Source organism: Streptomyces sp. DF42 (genome assembly GCF_058267695.1).
The window spans coordinates 8,664,213-8,683,637 of record NZ_CM177859.1; the positions used below are offsets into that span (position 1 = coordinate 8,664,213).

Here is a 19,425-nt window from a genome sequence, read left to right on the forward strand (position 1 = left end):
TGCTTGCCGCGCAGCCTGCGCTGCCCGGCCGGGTCAACTCCCTTGTACCGCCCCCTCGGTGGCGCCCGCGATGAATCCCCGGGCGAAGACCGTGAAGACCACGACCAGCGGGACGGCCGCCATGAGCACGCCCGCCATGACCATGCTGTAGTCGGTGGTGTGGCCGACATGGAGCTGGGCCAGCGCCACCTGGAGGGTGAGGCGCTGCGGGTCGGTGAGCACGACGAGCGGCCAGATGTAGTCGTTCCAGGCACCGACGAAGGCGTAGATGGCGAGGAAGGACAGCCCGGGCTTGATCATCGGCAGTGCGATGTTCCAGTACTGGCGGAAGAACCCGGCGCCGTCGATGCGGGCGGCGTCGAGGAGTTCGTCCGGCACGCCGTTCTCGATGTACTGGCGTAGCCAGAAGATGCCGAAGGCGTTGGCGAGGGCGGGCGGGACCAGTGCCTGGAGCGTGCCGACCCAGCCGATGTGCCCCATGAGGATGAACTGCGGCAGCACGGCCAGCTGGAGCGGCAGCATCATGAAGCCCAGCAGGGTGGCGAAGAGCAGCCTGCGTCCGGGGAAGTCGAACTTGGCGAAGGTGAAGGCCGCCAGGGAGTCGATGAACAGGACCAGGACGGTGGTCACGCACGCCACGACGAGGGTGTTGAGCATGGAGCCGAAGAAGTCGATCGTGTTCAGCACGTGCCGGACGTTCTCCAGCAGGTGCGAACCGGGGGTCAGCTTCGGCGGGCTCTTGTAGATGTCCTCGGTGGTGTTGGTCGCCATGACGATCGTCCACACGAACGGGAAGACCGAGATCACGACGGCCAGGATGAGGAAGACGTGCGCGGTCAGGCCCTTGGGGCGCCTGGGCCGCCTCGTCACCGCTGCGGTCATGACTTCCTCCCGCGCTGCACGACGCGCCAGTTGACGACGACCAGGATCAGGATCAATACGAAGAAGGCCCACACGATGGCCGCGCCGTAGCCGTAGTCGTTGCTGACGAAGGCCGACTGGTAGAAGTACAGCAGCGTGGTCAGGCCGGCCTGGCCGGGGCCGCCGAGGTTGGGGGTGGCGGCGTTGCTGGCGAACAGGACCTGCGGTTCGCTGAAGCTCTGCAGGCCGTTGATGGTCGAGATGACGACGGTGAACAGGATGATGGGCCGCATGATCGGCATGGTGATCTGGAAGAAGGTGCGGATCGGGCCGGCCCCGTCCATCTTGGCCGCTTCGTAGATCGAGTTCGGGATCGCCTGGAGACCGGCCAGGTAGATGATCATGTTGTAGCCGGTCCACATCCACGTCATCAGCAGCGCGATGACCACTTTGATCAGCCACGGATTGCTCAGCCACGGCACCGGCGAGATGCCGACCATGCCCAGGATCGCGTTGACCAGGCCGAAGTTGTTGCTGAACACCGCGCCGAAGAAGATCGACACGGCGACGATCGAGGTCACGTTCGGCACGTAGAGAGCGATGCGGTAGAAGCCCTTGAAGCGTCTCACCGAGTGCAGCAGCGTTGCCAGCACCAGGGCGCCGAACAGCGTGGGAACCGTGGACAGGACCCAGATCACCAGGGTGTTGCGGATGGACAGCCAGAAGACCGCGTCGTCCCAGAGGAACTTGAACTGCTGCAGGCCGACGAACTGCATGTCGCCCAGGCCGTCCCAGCGCTGGAAGGCCAGATACAGCGAGTAGAAGACCGGGAAGAACGAGAACGCGATGAAGATCAGGAAGAAGGGCGAGATCGCCAGGTACTGCCGCCAGTAGGACAGCAGCCCACGGCGCTTGGGCCGCACGGCGCCCGGCGGCGGCGTGCGCCGCGGGCGGAAGCGGGCCGGGCCCGGCCCGCCGAGGCGCTGCGGCACCTCGGCGGAACCGGTGACCGGAGGGGACGACACCTCAGCTCACCCCCTGCCGGCGGGCGATCTGCTTGGCCTGGCTCACGGCGTCGTTCCAGGCGTCGTCGGGCTTCTTGCCCTTGGCCTCGATGTTGGTCAGCTCCGTCTTGTAGGGGGCCATGACGGCGGCGTCGGCGGGCGCCTCGTAGCTGTCCGGTATGGCCTTGGCCGCAGGCCCGAAGACCTCGATGATCTTCTGTCCGCCGAAGAAGGCGTCGGGCCCCGTCATGGCCGGCATGGCGTACGCGGCCGGGGCGGCGGGGAAGATGGCCGCGTCGGTGAACCCGCGGGCGTCGTTGGCGGGGCTGAGGATCCAGCTGATGATCTTGAAGGCCTCTTCGGGGTTGCGGCACTGCCTGGGCAGGGCCAGGTAGGAGCCGCCCTGGTTGGCAGGTCCGCCGGGCATGGCACACACCCGCCATTTGCCCTTCGTGGCCGGTGCGGCCTGCTCGATGTCCAGCGCGTGCCAGGCCGCGCCGAGTTCGGTGCCCAGGGTCTTGCCGATGGCGGCGTTCCAGGTGTTGTCGTTGATCTTGGCGTCGAGGCCGAGGGTGTAGGGGCGCACCGACGTGGTCCATGCGGCGCGGATGTGGTCCTGGTCGCCGATGAAGTGGTTGTTCTTGTCGATGAACCGCTGGGTGCCCTGGCCGACGGTCATGTCGAACATGGAGCCGAGGTTGTTGACCAGGTAGGTGCCGGGGACCTTCTTCCTCAGCTCGGTTCCGAGCGCGAAGTAGTCCTCCCAGGTCTTGGCCTGGGCGGCGACCTTGTCGGGGTCGGTGGGCAGCCCGGCCTTCTCGAACAGGTCCGCGCGGAAGAACATCGCGGTGGGGCCGATGTCGATCGGGAAACCGATCTGCTTGCCGTCCTTGGTCTGGGCGAGCTTGGTCTTCCAGTCCAGGTACTGGGAGGAGATCTTCTTGAAGCCCAGGTCGTTCAGGTCCAGGAAGCGGCTCGCGTTGGGCAGGAAGGACGCCATGTCCTCGCCCTTGATGCCGGTGATGTCGGGCACGGAGGTGCCCGCGGCGAGGGTGGTGGTGAGCTTCTGCTTGAAGTCGCCGCCGATGGAGGCGACGGTCAGCTTCACCGAGCTGCTGAAGTGCGTCCTGGCGTCCGCGACCACCTTGTCGCTGAGGCCGCCACCCCAGTACCACAGGGTGAGGTTCTTGCCGTTCTTGGTGCCGCCCGATCCTGAGCTTCCGCCGCATGCGACGGTCAGGCCGGATGCGGCCGCGGTGAGTGCGGCGGCCTGGAGGAAGCCTCTACGAGAAAGGTCCACGGGTCACTCCTGTTGTTCCTGTTCGACGTGGAGAGGGGGTACGAGGGGTCACTGCCGCCGTTCGCAGACGCGTGAGCCGACGGGTGTGTGGGCGGGCGGGGTGACGGGCGCGTGCTGCACGGGCGGGCCGACGTCGGCCGGGATGCGGTCGGCCAGGAAGCCGTACGCGCGCCGCAGTCCGGGGTCCTTCAGCGACCGCCACCAGCGGTGGACGCCGTACCAGCCGGGGGCAGCGAGGGCCCCGCCGTGGTGCCGGACGGACAGCCCGGCCGCGAGCACGGCGAACCGCAGCCGTTCCTGAAGGGGCCAGCCGCCGAGCGAGGCTGCGACGAAGCTCGCCCCGAAGACGTCCCCGGCGCCCGTCGCGTCCAGGACGTCGACGTCGAGGGCCGGGACCTCGGCGTACTCGCCGGTGATCTGGTCGGCGGCCACCGCGCCGTCCCCGCCCCGTGTGACGACCGCCACCGGGACCAGCTCGGAGAGCGTGCCGAGCGCGGCGAAGGCGCTGTCGGTGCGGGTGTAGGCCATCGCCTCGGTCTCGTTGGGGAGGAAGGCGTGGCACATCCTCAGCTGGTCGAGGAGGTCGGTGGACCACTCCTGGGTGGGATCCCAGCCGACGTCCGCGTAGATCTGCGTGCCGTTCGCGGCGGCCTTCGCGAGCCACGCGCGCGGTTCGGCCTCCAGGTGCACGAGGGCGGTGCGCGCCTCGGGCGGGTCGCCCATCAGCGTGTCCTGCGAGTACGGGGGTTCCTGCCCGTGGGTGACGAGGGCCCGGTCGTGGCCGGTGGCGAGCGAGACGGTGACGGGGGTGGGCCAGCCGTCCGCGGTGCGGGAGAGCGAGAGGTCGATGTCCTCCTGGTCGCACAGGACGTCCCGGCAGTACTCGCCGTAGAAGTCGTCGCCGAAGACCGTGGCCAGCGAGGTGCGCAGGCCGAAACGGGACGCGGCGACCGCGAGGTTCGCGATGCCGCCGGGGCCGCAGCCCATGCCGGCCGTCCAGATCTCCTCGCCCGGCGTCGGCGCCTTCCCGAGCCCTGTGAGGACGAGGTCGTAGAAGAGCAGCCCGGTCAGCAGCACATCGGGCCTGTCGTCGTCCACGCGCACACCCTCTCGTCAAAACTCGTCAATTTCGATGACCGGAATCGTGCGCCGTTCCGAGAGATTGGTCAATACCCGAACAGAAGTGAGCATGGAAATGATTGGAGATGACGAGTAGTGTTCACGGCGTGCTGGCAGAACGACGACATCAACTCATCCTGCGGGCCCTGCGCTCCGGCGGCCCCGCGGCTGTGACCGACCTCTCCGAGCAGCTGGGCGTGAGCCCCGCCACGGTCAGGCGCGACCTGGTCAAGCTGGAGGACGACGGACTGCTCACGCGTGTGCACGGCGGTGCCGTCGCCGACGAGGGCGACCAGCCCTTCGCCGAGGTCGCCGAGATGCGCGTGGCGGAGAAGGACGCCATCGCCGCGCGCGCCGCGGCGATGGTCCGGGACGGCCAGTCGGTGCTGCTCGACATCGGCACCACCGCCCTCCGGCTGGCCCGCCAGCTGCACGGCCGCCGCCTCACCGTGATCACCAGCAACCTGGTGGTCTACGAGGAGCTGGCCGACGACGAGGGCATAGAGCTGGTGCTGCTGGGCGGGATGGTCCGCCGGGAGTACCGCTCCCTGGTCGGCTTCCTCACCGAGGACAACCTGCGCCAGCTGCATGCCGACTGGCTCTTCCTCGGCACCAGTGGAGTACGTCCCGGTGGGCAGGTGATGGACACGACCGTCGTCGAGGTGCCGGTCAAGCGCGCCATGATCAAGGCGGGCGAGCGGGTCGTCCTGCTGGCCGACTCGGCCAAGTTCCCGGGTACGGGCATGGCGAAGGTCTGCGGTCCCGAGGACCTGGACGTAGTGGTGACGAACACGCCGGCCGACCCGGCGACCAGCGCCTCCCTGCAGGAGGCCGGCGTCGAGGTGGTCGTGGCAGGAGAGGTGCAAGCGTGAAGCTGACGATTCTGGGCGGTGGCGGGTTCAGGGTGCCGCTCGTGTACGGGGCGCTCCTGGGCGACCGGGGCGAGGGACGGGTCACCGACGTCGTGCTGCACGATCTGGACGCCGGCCGGCTGTCCGCGGTGGCCCGCGTGCTCGCCGAACAGGCGGCCGGCGTCGCCGACGCCCCGGCGGTGACGGCGACCACCGATCTCGACCAGGCCCTGCGCGGTGCCGACTTCGTCTTCTCCGCGATCCGCGTCGGCGGCCTGGAGGGCAGGGCGAACGACGAGCGAGTGGCCCTGGCGGAGGGCGTCCTCGGCCAGGAGACGGTCGGCGCGGGCGGCATCGCCTACGGCCTCAGGACCGTCCCGGTCGCCGTCGACATCGCCCGGCGCGTGGCCCGTCTCGCCCCCGACGCCTGGGTCATCAACTTCACCAACCCGGCGGGCCTGGTCACCGAGGCCATGTCCCGCCACCTCGGCGACCGTGTCATCGGCATCTGCGACTCACCGGTCGGGCTCGGCCGCCGTATCGCCCGGGTGCTCGGCGGGAACCCGAAGGAGGCCTGGATCGACTACGTCGGCCTCAACCACCTCGGCTGGGTCCGCGGCCTGCACATCGCGGGGCGTGACGAACTCCCGCGACTGCTCGCCGACCCCGACCTGCTCGGCTCCTTCGAGGAGGGCAAGCTGTTCGGTGTCGACTGGCTGCAGTCCCTGGGCGCGATCCCCAACGAATACCTGCACTACTACTACTTCAACCGCGAGGCCGTCCGCGCCTACCAGCAGGCCGAGAAGACCCGCGGTGCCTTCCTGCGCGACCAGCAGGCCCACTTCTACGAGGAGATGCGCGACCCCGGCGCGCACGCCCTGACCGCCTGGGACCGCACCCGCGCCGAGCGCGAGGCGACCTACATGGCCGAGAACCGGGAGAGCGCCGGCGCCGGCGAACGTGACGCCGACGACCTCTCCGGTGGCTACGAGAAGGTCGCCCTCGCCCTGATGCGGGCCATCGCCCGCGACGAGCGCACCACCCTGATCCTCAACGTCCGCAACCGCAGCACCCTCGCGGTGCTCGACACCGAGGCCGTCATCGAGGTCCCCTGCCTGGTCGACGCCAACGGCGCGCACCCGGTCACCGTCGCCCCGCTGCCCGAGCACGCCACCGGCCTGGTCTCGGCGGTCAAGGCGGTCGAGCGCGAGGTGCTCGCCGCCGCCGAGTCCGGCTCCCGTGTGACGGCGGTGAAGGCGTTCGCGCTGCACCCGCTGGTCGACTCCGTGAACGTGGCCCGTCGCCTGGTCGAGGGCTACACGGACGTGCATCCGGGACTGTCGTACCTTAGGTAGACGCTCGCCGGAAAGCGCTTTCCCCAGGCTCCTCCGCTTCCTTCGCCCGCTCCCTTCCTGGAGACACTCCATGCACGACGAACGCCGCCGGATCGAGGAGCGCGCCGAGCGCCTCCACAACCAGCGCATCAAGCCCGCGATCTACGCGGCCACCGCCCCTCTGGCGGTCGAGGCCTGGCAGGCGCCGGGCGAGCCGGTCCCCTTCCAGGAGGCCGCGGCGGCCGCGTACGAGCCGTTCGCGATGAACACTCCCTGGGGCCCGCCCTGGGGCACGACCTGGTTCCGGATGAGCGGGCAGGTGCCCGCCGAGTGGGCCGGCCGGCGCGTCGAGACGGTCATCGACCTCGGTTTCGTGGGCGACTGGCCGGGCAACCAGGCGGAGGCGCTGGTCCACCTCACCGACGGGACGCCCCTGAAGGCGGTCAACCCGCTCAACCAGTACGTGCCGATCGCCAACCCGGCGACGGGCGGCGAGCAGATCGACTACCTCGTCGAGGCCGCGTCCAACCCCGACATCCTGGCCAACGACTTCGCCGCGCCCACGCGTCTGGGCGATGTGCTGACCGCCGGCGACAAGCCGCTGTACACCTTCCGGCGCGCCGACCTCGCCGTCCTCGACGAGGAGGTCTTCCACCTCGACCTGGACCTCCAGGTGCTGCGCGAGCTCATGGTCCACCTCGCCGAGCACGAACCGCGCCGCCACGAGATCCTGCACGCCCTGGACCGGGCCATGGACGCCCTGGACCTGGACGACGTCTCCGGCAGCGCCGCCGCCGTCCGCGAGGTGCTCGCCCCCGTCCTCGCCAAGCCCGCGCACGCCAGCGCCCACACCATCTCCGGCGTCGGCCACGCGCACATCGACTCCGCCTGGCTGTGGCCCATCCGCGAGACCAAGCGCAAGACGTCCCGCACCTTCTCCAACGTCACCTCGCTCGCCGACGAGTACGACGAGTTCATCTTCGCCTGCTCCCAGGCCCAGCAGTACGAGTGGGTCCGCGACAACTACCCGCAGGTGTGGGCGCGCATCCAGGAGTCCGTGAAGAAGGGCCAGTGGGCGCCGGTCGGCGGCATGTGGGTCGAGTCCGACGGCAACCTGCCCGGCGGCGAGGCCGTCGCCCGCCAGTTCATCCACGGCAAGCGGTTCTTCATCGAGCACTTCGGCATCGAGACCAAGGGCGTCTGGCTGCCGGACTCCTTCGGCTACAACGCCGCCTACCCGCAGCTCGCCAAGCTCGCCGGCAACGAGTGGTTCCTCACCCAGAAGATCTCCTGGAACCAGACCAACAAGTTCCCCCACCACACGTTCTGGTGGGAGGGCATCGACGGCACCCGCATCTTCACCCACTTCCCGCCGGTCGACACCTACAACGCGCGCTTCAGCGGCGAGGAGATGGACCGCGCGGTGCGCAACTACCAGGAGAAGGGCGGCGGTACGCGCTCCCTCGCCCCGTTCGGCTGGGGCGACGGCGGTGGCGGCCCCACCCGCGAGATCATGGAACGGGCGCGCAGGCTCGCCGACCTGGAGGGCTCGCCCAAGGTCGTCGTCGAGCACCCCGACGCCTTCTTCGCCAAGGCCCGCGAGGAGTACCCCGACGCCCCGGTCTGGAACGGCGAGCTCTACCTGGAGCTGCACCGCGCCACGTACACCTCCCAGGCCCGCACCAAGCAGGGCAACCGCCGCTCCGAACACAAGCTCCGCGAGGCCGAGTTGTGGGCGACGACGGCCGCACTGCACGCGCCGGGCTACGCCTACCCGTACGAGAAGCTGGACCGGCTGTGGAAGACGGTGCTGCTGCACCAGTTCCACGACATCCTGCCGGGGTCGTCGATCGCCTGGGTGCACCGCGAGGCGGAGGCCGAGTACGCCCGGGTGGCAGAGGAGCTGGAGGAGCTGACGGCTCAGGCCGTGGCCGCGCTGGGCGGTGGCGAGAGCCGGGTCTTCAACACCAGCCCCTGCGACCGCGCCGAAGTGGTCCGTACGCCCGAGGGCCTGCCCGCGTATGTGCGGGTGCCCGCGAGCGGCAGCGCGCCCCTCGTCGCCGCCGAGCCCGCACAGCCGGTGAAGGCCGAAGGCCGCGTCCTCGACAACGGCCTGGTCCGTGTCGAGGTCGCTCAGGACGGAACCCTGTCGTCCGTGTTCGACCTGCGGGCCAACCGCGAAGTCCTCGCCGAACAGGGCAACCTGCTCCGCCTGCACACCGACCTGCCCAACTACTGGGACGCCTGGGACATCGACAAGCACTACAGGAACCGCTACACGGACCTGCTGGAGCCCGAGTCGGTCACCCTGGTCGAGGCGGACCCGCTGGTCGGCGCCATCCGCATCGAGCGCTCCTTCGGCAAGGGCTCCAAGATCACCCAGACGGTCACGCTCCGGGCCGGCAGTGCCCGTATCGACTTCGAGACCGACATCGACTGGCACGAGGCCGAGAAGATCCTCAAGGCGGGCTTCCCGGTGGACATCCGGGCCCCGCACTCCTCCGCGGAGATCCAGTTCGGCCACGTCCAGCGGCCCACGCACACCAACACCAGCTGGGAGGCGGCCCGTTTCGAGGTCTCCGGCCACCGCTGGGTGCACGTCGCCGAGCCCGGCTACGGCGTCGCGGTCATCAACGACTCGACCTACGGCCACGACGTGACCCGCACCGTCCGTGAGGACGGCGGCACGACGACCCGGGTCAGCCTCAGCCTGGTCCGCGCCCCGCGCGTGCCCGACCCCGAGGCTGACCAGGGCAAGCACCGCTTCACCTACTCCCTGCTGCCCGGCGCGAGCATCGACGACGCGGTCGCCGAGGGGTACGCCCTCAACCTCCCCCTGCGGGTGGCGGATGCGGCCGGCGCCCCGGAGCCGGTGGTCTCCGTGGACGGCGAGGGCGTGACCGTCGAGGCGGTCAAGCTCGCCGACGACGCCTCGGGCGATGTCGTCGTACGGCTCTACGAGTCCCGCGGCGGCCGCGCCCAGGGCGTGCTGCGCACCGGCTTCCCGCTCGCCGGCGCCCAGGTGACCGACCTGCTGGAACGGCGACTGGAGGACGCGGACGTGGTCGACGGCGGCGTCCCCCTCGCGCTGCGGCCCTTCCAGATCCTGACCCTCCGACTGCGGAGGGGCTGACCGTGCCCGTACAACCGTGGTTCACCGACGCCAAGTTGGGGATCTTCGTCCACTGGGGCATCTACGCGGTCGACGGCGTCCAGGAATCCTGGTCGTTCTACGACGACATCGTGCCGCACGACCAGTACATGTCCCAGCTCGACCGCTTCACCGGCGCCAAGTACGACCCGAGGGCCTGGGCGGACCTGTTCGCCCGGGCGGGCGCGAAGTACGCCGTGCTGACGAGCCGTCACCACGACGGCGTGGCGCTGTGGGACACGCAGTACGGCGACCTCAGCCTCGGCCGGGACTACCTCACCGGCTACGCGGAGGCTTTGCGCGAGAAGGGCCTCAAGGTCGGCTTCTACTACTCCCACTCCGACTGGAGCCACCCCGACTACGCCTCCACCCGCAAGCCGGGCCGACCGCCGGAGCAGGAGGACAACCGCTACTCCGAGGTGGCGGCCGAACACGAGGACCTGGACGCCTGGGAGCGGTTCATCGCCTACCGGGACGGCCAGGTCCGGGAGTTGGCGTCCCGCCACCGGCCCGACCTGATGTGGTTCGACGGTGAGTGGGACCGCAGCGAGGAACAGTGGCGCATCCCCGAACTCGCCGCGCTCATCCGCTCGTACTCCCCGGATGTCGTCTTCAACGCCCGGATGCTCAGCGAGGGCGACTACGCCACCCCCGAGCAGGGCGCCCCCATCGTGCCGCCGGACGGCCCCTGGGAACTGTGCCTGACGATCAACGACTCATGGGGCTACCAGCACCACGACCACAACCACAAGCCGCTCGCCCAGCTGATCCGCTACTTCACCGAGACCATCGGCGGGGGCGGCAACCTGCTCCTCGACGTCGGCCCGAGGGAGGACGGCACCATCCCGCAGCCGCAGGTCGAACGTCTGGAAGGCCTGGGGGAGTGGATCCGCAAGCACGCGGAGGCGGTGTACGGGACGCAGCGCGGGCTGCCGCCCGGGCACCACTACGGTCCCAGCACCCTGTCCGCCGACCGCCGCACCCTGTACCTCACCCTGTTCGACATCCCGCGCGCCGAGATCGGCGTCCGGGGCCTGGCGACGGCGGTCCGCAAGGTCACCGTGCTCGGCACGGGTACCGAACTCGGCCACCGCGTGGTCGGCGGGCTGCACGACGCGGTGGGTGTGGTGTGGATCGATCCGCCGGCGGAGGCGGACCTGGACCCGTACGCCACCGTTCTCGCCGTCGAGTTGGAGGGGGAGCTGGAGCTGTACCGGGGGTCGGGCCGGTTCTGACGACCACTCACATATAGCCGTCCCGGCTCTGGTTGCGCCGCCGACGGGCTTCCCCGCGGGTTCGCACGAACTCGCTGAGGGGAGCCCGTAGCGCGTAGACGGCGACCAGTGCGGTAGCGATACCGCTCGCCGTGATGAGCCAGTCGTTCATCGCCTCGATGCGATGCGACCACGTGTTGTGCACGGTCAGATGGATCTTGATCGGGGGGTGCAACGTGTCCAGAGCACGGTTCGACTCGCCCTGGTACGTCGTGACGGTGAGCGCGAGTTCGTAGTCGCCGGGCTCGTCGGCGGAGACGCTCCACTGCCACGCCGCGTCCTCGCCGGGCTGCACGATGGGCTGTTCGGCCCCGTCGCCCAGCAGCACGATCCGCATCTCCCTGCTCCCGGAGGTCAGCGTGGCACCCTCCTCTCCGCCCACCTGGAACGCCCGGGTCACCAGCGCGGCCTGCGCCGCCCTGCCCGACGACTTCTCTCCCCGTGCGATGAGCCGTACGTCGTAGGTCAGGCTCTCGCCGACGGGCACGGAGACGGCGGGGTCGTACGCGAGGGATCCGTCGAAGAGGTGCTTGCGGTCGTTGACGATGGAGGCCAGTAAGTCCGCCTGCCCGGGCCGCTGTTCCACGTCCTCGGGCCCCTTGTTCGCGCCGTCGGGCACGCCACAGGAGGCGAGGAGCGCGACGAGGCCGAGAGCGAGGAGAAACGACCGACACCGGCCGGCAGTGGTGATCCTGGTCCTCACTCCTGCGCCGCCTCGGTCATGAGCCGCCCCCGAATCCCGTGCCGTCGAGCCACGGGAATGCCCCCGCGGCGGGTCGGTTCAAGATTCTTCCCGCCGCGGGAGCCCGGGCGCCAGCCCTTCTTCCAGCCTCCTCAGTTGATCCTCAGCCGGTGAAGCCGGCCGTGATCGAGGTGAACTGCCAGTTGTTCTGGCTGATGCCGGAGCAGTTGCTCACCACGCCCCCGCCCGGGCACGGCCGGTCGCGGTTGACCGACCAGAAGGCGAGCCGTGCGATGTGGTGGGAGTTCGACCAGTCCTTGATCTGGGTCCAGATCGCCGGAGTGGTCGTCTCCTGCTGGTCGGACAGGCCGTTCATGCCCGAGATGCCGATGTGGGAGTAGGCGGTGGCGTCGTCCCAGCCGAAGGCCGACCTCAGCTTGGCCTTCAGACCCTCCGCCGCGTTCACGGTGTTGCCGTACATGTCGGAGCCGCCGCCGAAGTCGAACGGCATGATCGTGAAGACGTCGATGCCCGCGCCGAGCGACTGCGCCTGCTCGATGAGCCGGTTGCCGTAGTACGTCGGGCCGGTGGTCGACGTGCCGAAGGTGACGATGGTCTTCAGGCCGGGGTTGTTGGCCTTGACCGTCTTCAGGGCGGTCAGGATCTTCGCCTGCACGGCCTCGTTCTCGAACTCGTCCGAGTTCTCGATGTCCATGTCGATCGCCTTGAGCGAGTAGGCGTCGATCACCTTCTGCAGGGCCCCGGCGAGCGCGCTCGCGGAGGAGCAGTTGGCGCCGAGCTTGCTGCCCTGCCAGCCGCCGAACGACGGCACGATGTCACCACCGGCGGACCGGATCTGGTTGATGGCGGTCTGGTCGACGCCACCGGTCAGCGCCCGGCTGCCGTCCCAGGCCGGGGTGCAGCCACCCGAGTCGAGCACGAAGGCCATCGTGAACCACTTGACGCCGGTCGCGCTCATCACCGTGCTCGGGCCCGGTGGATCGCCCCAGCCCTCGTACAGATACGGCGCCGCCTGCTTGAACCCGTTCCCGCCACCGCCGCCCGCGTCCGTCGTCACGCTCACGGCGTTGGAGGCCCCGGAGGTGTTCCCGGCCGCGTCCCGCGCCTTGACGGTGAAGGTGTATCCGGTGCTGGGCGACAGCCCGCCGACCGTGGCGGACGTGCCGGAGACGGTGAGGACGTTGTTCGAGCCGCTGTAGATGTCGTACGCCGTGACGCCCACGTTGTCCGTCGAGGCGTTCCACTTCAGCGACACGCTCGACGACGTCTTGCCGGTGGAGGCTAGCCCGGTCGGCGTGCTCGGCGCCTGGTTGTCCGAGCCGCCACCGCCGCCGGGCCCGTCCAGGCTGATGTCGTCGGCGTAGTAGGTGCCCTGGGCGTACCAGCCGTGGACGTAGATCGTCGCGCTGGTCTGCGAGGCGCCGGTCGTGAAGGAGACGGACAGCCGGCTGTACGCGGACGGGGACGTCGTCCACGTGGAGGCGCCGCCGTTCACACCGAGGTAGACGTACGAGCCGCGCACCCAGCCGCTGAGCGAGTACGTGGTGTTCGGCTGGACCGCGACCGTCTGGCTGCACTGCGCGTTGTCGCTCGAACTCGCCGCGCCCTGAAGGGCTTTGGCGCCCCCGTGCACGGGGGAGGAGACGACTGAGCCGAGGTTGCCGGTGCAGCTCCACGGGGAGAGGCTGCCCGACTCGAAGCCGGAATTGGTCAGGATGTTGGCCGCTTGGGCCGTACCGGGAAGAGCGATGGCTCCGGCGAGCGCGAGTGCGGCGGAGCCGAGCAGTGCGAGGAGCCGACGTCTGTGACGTCCGAGTGAGTTGCGCACGCGATCTCCCTGAAGGAATGGGGTGTCCGGGAGTGCAGAGAGGTGCGCAACACAAGTTGGTATGGACCAATCTCGGTGTCAAGGTCTGACGCCGAATTGGTCCATACCGGTGGACGAGCCGCCCCTTCCGAGGTGCCCGGGGAACCGCGCGTCTTTCAGGGGCGCGGGGAACTGTGCGATCAACCGCGACGAACCCGCGCCGGGCCGACGACCTAGAGCGGCAGTACCGTCGCCGCCGCCTCGACGGAATCGACCGGTGCCGGCGCCGGCACGGCCGGCAGCAACGCCTCCGTCGTCTCCTCGACCCTCTGCTGCGGCAGCGAAACCGCACGCACGGGCCGCGGCCCGGAAACCACCGTGTAGTCCTGCCCCAGGAACGGCGGAGCCATCTCTCCCGGATCGTCCCCGAGAGCCAACTGCACTGCCGCCCAAGGGGCGTTGACCCCGCACAGCGACAGCTGGTGCAGGCCGCCGGCCGGCCGCGTGTTCACATCCATCAGCACCGGCCGGTCGCCGTACATCCGGAACTGGATGTTGGACAAGTAGTGCAGACCGAAGCTCTCCGCGATCAGCCGCGCCGGCTCCAGCCACTGCTCGTGCAGTGTGAACCCGCGTCGCCGGCCGTTCTTGGTGCGCCCGATCGCCAGCCGCACCCGGTCGTCGGGCCCGGTGAGGCAGTCCACCGACACCTCCGGCTGCTCCAGACGCGGCATCACCAGCCAGTCGACGGGCTCCTCGGCCTGCCGCAGCGCCTCCGTGACGAGGTCCATCGGCACATACGGGCTCGGGAAGCCGTTCAGCTGCGCCATCGAGAACGGAGCGCGCGTGATCACACGGAAGCCCACCCCGCCCGCACCGGACGCCGGCTTGAAGCACGCCTTGTGCCCGCCCGCCTCCAACTCCTCGACAGCAGCGACGAGTTCATCCGCCGACCGCACCCGCCACCACGGCGGCACCGGCGCCCCGATCGCCTCCATGGCCTCGTAGGCGATCACCTTGTCCTCGAAGACGGCCACGGCCTCCGGAGGCGGCGCGAGCAGCGCCGTACCGGCCGCCTCGAAATCGGCGCGGTGCGCCACGATCGCCGACTGGTGCAGCCGTGGCACGAACACGTCGATCCCGCGACGCCGGCACTGGGCCAGCGCGAACTCCACGTACCCGGCGGGAGACAGACCCTCCGGCTCCAGGTCGGCGGTGTCGGCGGCGGCCAGCACGGGAGAGTCCGCGTCCCCGTGCGTGGCATGGATCTCCACCGCCCGATCGCTGGGATTTCGGCGCAGCTGATCCATAAAGAACACGTTCTCCGCGTACGTGCGGTTGAGCCAGACGCGTACGCGAGAGACCATGCAGGGCCGTCCTTTCACGGTTCGCGGGCACGGCGGAGCAGCCCGTGCCCGGGCAAGGGAGTTGGAGGGTCACCAAACCGCCCCTGTCCGAGGGGTTTTGTGGTGGAGGTGTCGCGGCGATCATACGGCTTCGCGGAGGCCGCGCGTGCAACGTGCGTGTTACGGATTCCCCTCGCGGGTCCTCCGATCATGCCACCTTGTCCGGCACCGGCGACATGTGTTCTCGTGGTCCCGTTCATGCGTGCGCAGGGTGTACGGAGGAGGCGGGACGTGACGTCGACGGCCGGTGGTGCCGGACAACTGCTGGCCATCAGCGACCTGCACATCGGATACGCCGAGAACCGCGCTCTGGTCGAGGCCATGCGCCCCGAGTCGGACGAGGACTGGCTGCTCGTGGCCGGCGACGTCTCCGAGAGCGTGTCCGACATCCGCTGGACCCTGGAAACCCTCGCGAGCCGCTTCCGCAAGGTCATCTGGGCACCGGGCAACCACGAACTGTGGACCCACCCGAACGACCCCGTCACCCTGCGCGGCGTCGCCCGCTACGAACACCTCGTCGCCATGTGCCGCGAGCTGGGCGTCACGACACCCGAGGACCCCTACCCCGTGTGGCAGAGCCCCGACGGCCCCGTGGCCGTGGCACCGCTCTTCCTCCTCTACGACTACTCGTTCCTGCCCGACGGGTGCGTCACCAAGGAGCAGGGACTGGAGTACGCGCACGGGACCGGCATCGTGTGCAACGACGAGTACCTGCTCCACCCCGACCCCTACCCCAGCCGCGAGGCCTGGTGCCGGGCCCGCGTCGCCGAGACCGAACGCAGGCTTGCCGCACTCCCCGCCGACCTGCCCACCGTCCTCGTCAACCACTACCCACTGGACCGGCACCCCTGTGACGTCCTGTGGTACCCCGAATTCGCCATGTGGTGCGGCACGGACCTGACCGCGGACTGGCACCGGCGCTTCAGGGTCGAGACGATGGTCTACGGACACCTCCACATCCCGCGGACCACCTGGCACGAGGGAGTCCGCTTCGAGGAGGTCTCCGTCGGCTACCCCCGGGAGTGGCGCAAGCGGGCGGAGCCACCGGGGAGACTGCGCCGGGTACTGCCGAAGGAGGTCGGGGTCGGGTGATCGAGGAGCTGCTGCCGGACGAGGTGGTGGCCGTGGAGGTGCACGGCGACGACGGGAGCGAGGCCGCGCCGCTGTACCCCGAGGAGGCCGAGGTCGTCGCGCAGGCGGTCGACAAACGTCGCCGCGAGTTCGCCCTCGTACGTGCCTGCGCACGCCGTGCCATGGACAAGCTCGGCGTACCGCCGCAGCCCGTCCTGCCCGGCGAACGCGGGGCGCCGCACTGGCCGCACGGCCTGGCCGGCAGCATGACCCACTGCGACGGCTACGCCGCCGCCGCCCTGGTCCGCGCCACCGACCTCGCCTCCCTCGGCATCGACGCCGAACCCCACCAGCCGCTCCCGGAGGGCGTCCTGGAGGCCGTCTCCCTGCCCGCCGAAGTCGCCAGGCTGCGCCGGCTGGCCGGGCAGCATCCCGGGATCCACTGGGACCGGCTGCTGTTCAGCGCGAAGGAATCCGTCTACAAGGCGTGGTTCCCCCTCACCCGGCAGTGGCTGGAGTTCACGGAAGCCGACATCGAGATGTCCGTCGGCCCCGGCGAGCCGCGGCACGGCCGCTTCCGCGCCCAACTCCTCGTCCCCGGCCCGTTGGTCGGCGGCCGGCGCCTCGGCCACTTCGAAGGCCGGTGGACCGTCCAGCGGGGGCTGGTGGCAACGGCGATCACGGTGTCGCACAGCACCTGAGCCCCCGCCCGGCACATGTCACGGCTCGGGGCACCAGCTCTGCAGCAGCCGGAAGAACTCCTCCTCGTTCCCCCTCAGCCCCGCGGCCGCCAGCGCCTGCTCCGCCTCGGCGAGCACGCCGGGCGGCACGACGGGTGGTCGGCCGGAGCCAGGGGGACCGTCGAAGGCGGCTCGAACGGTGTGCAGCAGCCGGAGATAAGCCTGTACGGCGGTGCGTTCCTGGTCGGTCAGTACGGCTGTGGGCATGTGTCGGCTCTCCCCGTGTCGGCGTCGTCGTCCCGCGCGCCCGTCGGCGCGCACGCCCCGCACAGGGGGGCGCAACTCCAGCTTGCCGCCCGCCACTGACAATCGGGTTCCCGAACGCGTCCCTTCGCCCGCTTAGCGGAGGCGAAACCTCCCCGAAATCCCACGTGGGACAGCCGCTCTACATTGGATGGCAGGGCTCTCGGCCGCTTGTGCGGCCACCATCGAACGGGAGGCGAGTGCGTGGTCGACGTCCCGCCCCGGCGCCCGGTGCGCGCCGTACGGCTGCGACCGGTGGGCGACGGGGAACTCGAGTTGCAGTACCGCGTGGTGCACGGCTACCGGCGAGCCTTCCGCATGGCCGGCGAGGGCCCGGCGCTCGTCCTCGTCCACGGCATCGGGGACTCCTCGGCGACCTGGGCCGAGTTGATCCCCGACCTCGCCCGCACGCACACCGTGATCGCCCCCGACCTGCTCGGTCACGGCGCGTCGGACAAACCGCGCGCCGACTACTCGGTGGCCGCCTACGCGAACGGCGTACGGGACCTGCTGACCACCCTCGGCATCGAGTCGGCGACGCTGGTCGGGCATTCGCTGGGCGGAGGCGTCGCCATGCAGTTCGCCTACCAGTTCCCCGAGCGCACCGAGCGGCTCGTCCTGGTCAGCGCGGGCGGCGTCGGCCGCGAGGTCAACCCCGTTCTGCGGCTGGTCTCCCTGCCGGGAGCCCACCTGATGCTGTCCACGCTGCGACTGCCCGGCATGCGACTCCAAGTGGGGCTCGTGGCACGTCTGATGAGGCTCCTGGACACCGACCTGGGCCAGGACGCCCCCGAACTCCTCACCCTCGTCGACGCCCTGCCCGACGAGACCTCCCGCAACGCCTTCATCCGCACCCTGCGCGCGGTCGTCGACTGGCGCGGCCAGGTCGTCACCATGCTCGACCGGTGCTATCTCACCGAGGGCATGCCGACCATGCTGATGTGGGGCGACCGCGACAGCGTGGTGCCGGTGCGACACGCGTTCGGGGCACACGAGGCGATGCCGGGCAGCCGCCTGGAGATATTCGAGGATGCCGGCCACTTCCCGTTCCACAGCGACCCCACGCGCTTCGTCTCGCTGATCGAGGACTTCACGGCGAGCACGACACCCGCCCACTGGAGCCGAGAACACTGGCGGAAGCTGCTCGTCGAGGGCCGGCCGGCCCCCGGTGCCGGGCGGCCGGACACGGCCCGCAACCGGGAGGTGGAACGCGAACTGAGGGAGGCGAGTGAACGCAGCGCCACCTGACATGGCACTCGTGGTCGCGTGTCGCGCACCCCTCTCAGTGGCATGTGACGTTCCACTGCGTGCCCGACCGGCGACCGCTCAGCCCTGCGGCCCCACATACCCCAACGACGCCTCGATCCGCCCTGCCAGATGATCGCGCTGCACCGGCCCGCGCAACTGTGAACCCGCAAGCCATGTACGGCACTTGCTGGCGAGGAGCAGGCCGAAGGTCTCGGCCTCCTGCTCGTCGGCCAGGTCGAAGCGACTGCGGGCGGCCACCTTGCGGACGGCGGCCCTCAGGTCGGCGTCGTCGCTGAGCAGCCGTGCCGCGACCTTGGCGCCCTCGACGTGATGGCCGCCGTGCCCGGCCTTGATGTGCCACAGCTCGTGCCCGAGGATCACCAACTGGTGGTCCGGCGCGGTCCGTTCCTCGATCACGACGAGATCCTGGTCGGTCATGTCGAGCCACAGCCCGCTCGCGGTGCCGGTCGGGAAGGCGGCCGTACGGAAGTGGACGGGCCGGCCGCGGCGTCTGCTCATCCCGTCGCACAGCGCGCCGTACAGGTCCGCGGGCCGGGCCGGTGCGGCAAGGGTGAGCTCGGCGATCAGCTCCGCGCACAGGCGGCGCATGTCCCTGCCGATGCCCACACCTCTCCCCAGGCTCACGACTCGGGCCGCTTGACGCTCTCCAGGAGCATGTCCAGCCACTCGGCGACCTTGTCGCGGTGCTGGTCAGTGGGCAGTTGTGCGGCCCGCCAGGCGATCCCGCGGACGCCGTGGTCCTGCAGCAGCCGCTCCAGCGGGTCGTCGACGGCCGCGGCCGCCTCCCGCTCGGCGAGCTTGTGCAGGAGTTCCTGCTCGGTGCTCTGCAGGGCGCCCGTGAGGGCCTCGGGATCCTCGGCCGTGAGGAATCCGGCGTGCACCCGGAAGAACCGCTGGACGGCGTCGCAGTGCTCCATGGTGGGACGCCGGTCGCCGTTGATGAGTGCGCCCGCCTGCTGGCGGGACATGCCCGCGCCGTCGGCGATCTCCTGCTGGGTGTACTTGCGCCCGTTGGGCTTGAGCCGGGTGCGGCGCAGCAGGTCCAGTCGCTGCAGGAAGCGTGCCTGCACATCGGGCTCGCCCGCCGGACGTCCGCTCAGCAAGGCCCTGACCACCGGTTCGGGGACGCCGGAGGCGGCGGACAGCCGGCCGGTGTCGAAGACCTCCGCATGCGGCACGGCGAGCCGGTCGGCGAGCGCGGTGACGCGAGCGACGACGGCCGGCAGCGCTGCGGTCGTCGCCGTGGTGCCCGGACCCTCGAAGCCATCCGTCACCGACAGATCTCCTACGTT

17 protein-coding genes are annotated in these 19,425 nt (G+C 70.1%); 7 read left to right on the plus strand and 10 right to left on the minus strand.

Annotation, left to right across the window (positions count from 1 at the left end; genetic code table 11):
• Positions 1-33 precede the first annotated feature (33 nt).
• The 4 genes from ACYUED_RS39845 to ACYUED_RS39860 form a co-directional block, all read right to left on the minus strand.
• Positions 34-882, minus strand: coding sequence for a carbohydrate ABC transporter permease (locus tag ACYUED_RS39845; protein WP_491289278.1), 849 nt, complete (start codon positions 880-882; stop codon positions 34-36).
• Entirely contained in the window at positions 879-1,763 is an 885-nt protein-coding gene (locus ACYUED_RS39850; protein ID WP_491294643.1) for a carbohydrate ABC transporter permease, read from the minus strand. The genes ACYUED_RS39845 and ACYUED_RS39850 overlap by 4 nt, the downstream gene beginning before the upstream one ends.
• Before the next feature lie 124 nt (positions 1,764-1,887).
• The gene (locus ACYUED_RS39855; RefSeq protein WP_491289279.1) at positions 1,888-3,165 is read right to left on the minus strand and encodes an extracellular solute-binding protein; all 1,278 of its coding nucleotides are present in this window, start codon (positions 3,163-3,165) and stop codon (positions 1,888-1,890) included.
• A 48-nt stretch (positions 3,166-3,213) separates the two neighbouring features.
• Entirely contained in the window at positions 3,214-4,263 is a 1,050-nt protein-coding gene (locus tag ACYUED_RS39860) for a carbohydrate kinase family protein (protein ID WP_491289280.1), read from the minus strand.
• A gap of 128 nt (positions 4,264-4,391) precedes the next feature.
• Between ACYUED_RS39860 and ACYUED_RS39865 the strand changes: the two genes are divergently transcribed.
• The 4 genes from ACYUED_RS39865 (at position 4,392) to ACYUED_RS39880 (ending at position 10,855) form a co-directional block, all read left to right on the plus strand.
• Entirely contained in the window at positions 4,392-5,156 is a 765-nt protein-coding gene (locus ACYUED_RS39865; RefSeq protein ID WP_491294645.1) for a DeoR/GlpR family DNA-binding transcription regulator, read from the plus strand.
• The gene (locus ACYUED_RS39870; protein WP_491289281.1) at positions 5,153-6,490 is read left to right on the plus strand and encodes a 6-phospho-beta-glucosidase; all 1,338 of its coding nucleotides are present in this window, start codon (positions 5,153-5,155) and stop codon (positions 6,488-6,490) included. The genes ACYUED_RS39865 and ACYUED_RS39870 overlap by 4 nt, the downstream gene beginning before the upstream one ends.
• A gap of 70 nt (positions 6,491-6,560) precedes the next feature.
• Positions 6,561-9,602: an alpha-mannosidase gene (locus ACYUED_RS39875; protein ID WP_491289282.1), complete on the plus strand. Its 3,042-nt coding sequence runs from the start codon at positions 6,561-6,563 to the stop codon at positions 9,600-9,602.
• Between the two features lie 2 nt (positions 9,603-9,604).
• Positions 9,605-10,855 carry an alpha-L-fucosidase gene (locus tag ACYUED_RS39880; RefSeq protein WP_491289283.1) on the plus strand — a complete coding sequence of 417 codons (1,251 nt, stop codon included), beginning with the start codon at positions 9,605-9,607 and terminating at the stop codon, positions 10,853-10,855.
• Positions 10,856-10,862: 7 nt separating this feature from the next.
• On the opposite strand, the gene ACYUED_RS39885 is transcribed toward ACYUED_RS39880, so the two are convergent.
• The 3 genes from ACYUED_RS39885 to ACYUED_RS39895 form a co-directional block, all read right to left on the minus strand.
• Complete coding sequence (locus tag ACYUED_RS39885) at positions 10,863-11,513, minus strand: hypothetical protein (RefSeq protein WP_491289284.1); 651 nt, start codon at positions 11,511-11,513, stop codon at positions 10,863-10,865.
• 226 nt (positions 11,514-11,739) lie between these two features.
• The gene (locus ACYUED_RS39890) at positions 11,740-13,425 is read right to left on the minus strand and encodes a carbohydrate binding domain-containing protein (RefSeq protein WP_491289285.1); all 1,686 of its coding nucleotides are present in this window, start codon (positions 13,423-13,425) and stop codon (positions 11,740-11,742) included.
• Between the two features lie 212 nt (positions 13,426-13,637).
• Entirely contained in the window at positions 13,638-14,771 is a 1,134-nt protein-coding gene (locus ACYUED_RS39895; protein WP_491289286.1) for an ATP-grasp domain-containing protein, read from the minus strand.
• 270 nt (positions 14,772-15,041) lie between these two features.
• Here ACYUED_RS39895 and ACYUED_RS39900 point away from each other — a divergent pair, with 270 nt between their 5' ends.
• Positions 15,042-15,902 (plus strand): metallophosphoesterase family protein, encoded by an 861-nt coding sequence (locus tag ACYUED_RS39900; protein ID WP_491289287.1) that lies wholly within the window; start codon positions 15,042-15,044, stop codon positions 15,900-15,902.
• Positions 15,899-16,582: a 4'-phosphopantetheinyl transferase family protein gene (locus tag ACYUED_RS39905; protein WP_491289288.1), complete on the plus strand. Its 684-nt coding sequence runs from the start codon at positions 15,899-15,901 to the stop codon at positions 16,580-16,582. The genes ACYUED_RS39900 and ACYUED_RS39905 overlap by 4 nt, the downstream gene beginning before the upstream one ends.
• 18 nt (positions 16,583-16,600) lie before the next feature.
• On the opposite strand, the gene ACYUED_RS39910 is transcribed toward ACYUED_RS39905, so the two are convergent.
• Entirely contained in the window at positions 16,601-16,828 is a 228-nt protein-coding gene (locus tag ACYUED_RS39910) for a hypothetical protein (protein WP_266686448.1), read from the minus strand.
• Positions 16,829-17,068: 240 nt separating this feature from the next.
• Between ACYUED_RS39910 and ACYUED_RS39915 the strand changes: the two genes are divergently transcribed.
• A complete protein-coding gene (locus ACYUED_RS39915; RefSeq protein WP_491289289.1) occupies positions 17,069-18,112 on the plus strand; it encodes an alpha/beta fold hydrolase in 1,044 nt (347 codons plus the stop codon).
• Positions 18,113-18,190: 78 nt separating this feature from the next.
• Here the strand turns inward: ACYUED_RS39915 and ACYUED_RS39920 are convergent, their stop codons facing one another.
• Positions 18,191-18,721 carry a toxin-antitoxin system, toxin component gene (locus ACYUED_RS39920; RefSeq protein WP_491294647.1) on the minus strand — a complete coding sequence of 177 codons (531 nt, stop codon included), beginning with the start codon at positions 18,719-18,721 and terminating at the stop codon, positions 18,191-18,193.
• 32 nt (positions 18,722-18,753) lie between these two features.
• Positions 18,754-19,407 (minus strand): helix-turn-helix domain-containing protein, encoded by a 654-nt coding sequence (locus tag ACYUED_RS39925; protein ID WP_491289290.1) that lies wholly within the window; start codon positions 19,405-19,407, stop codon positions 18,754-18,756.
• Positions 19,408-19,425 lie beyond the last annotated feature (18 nt).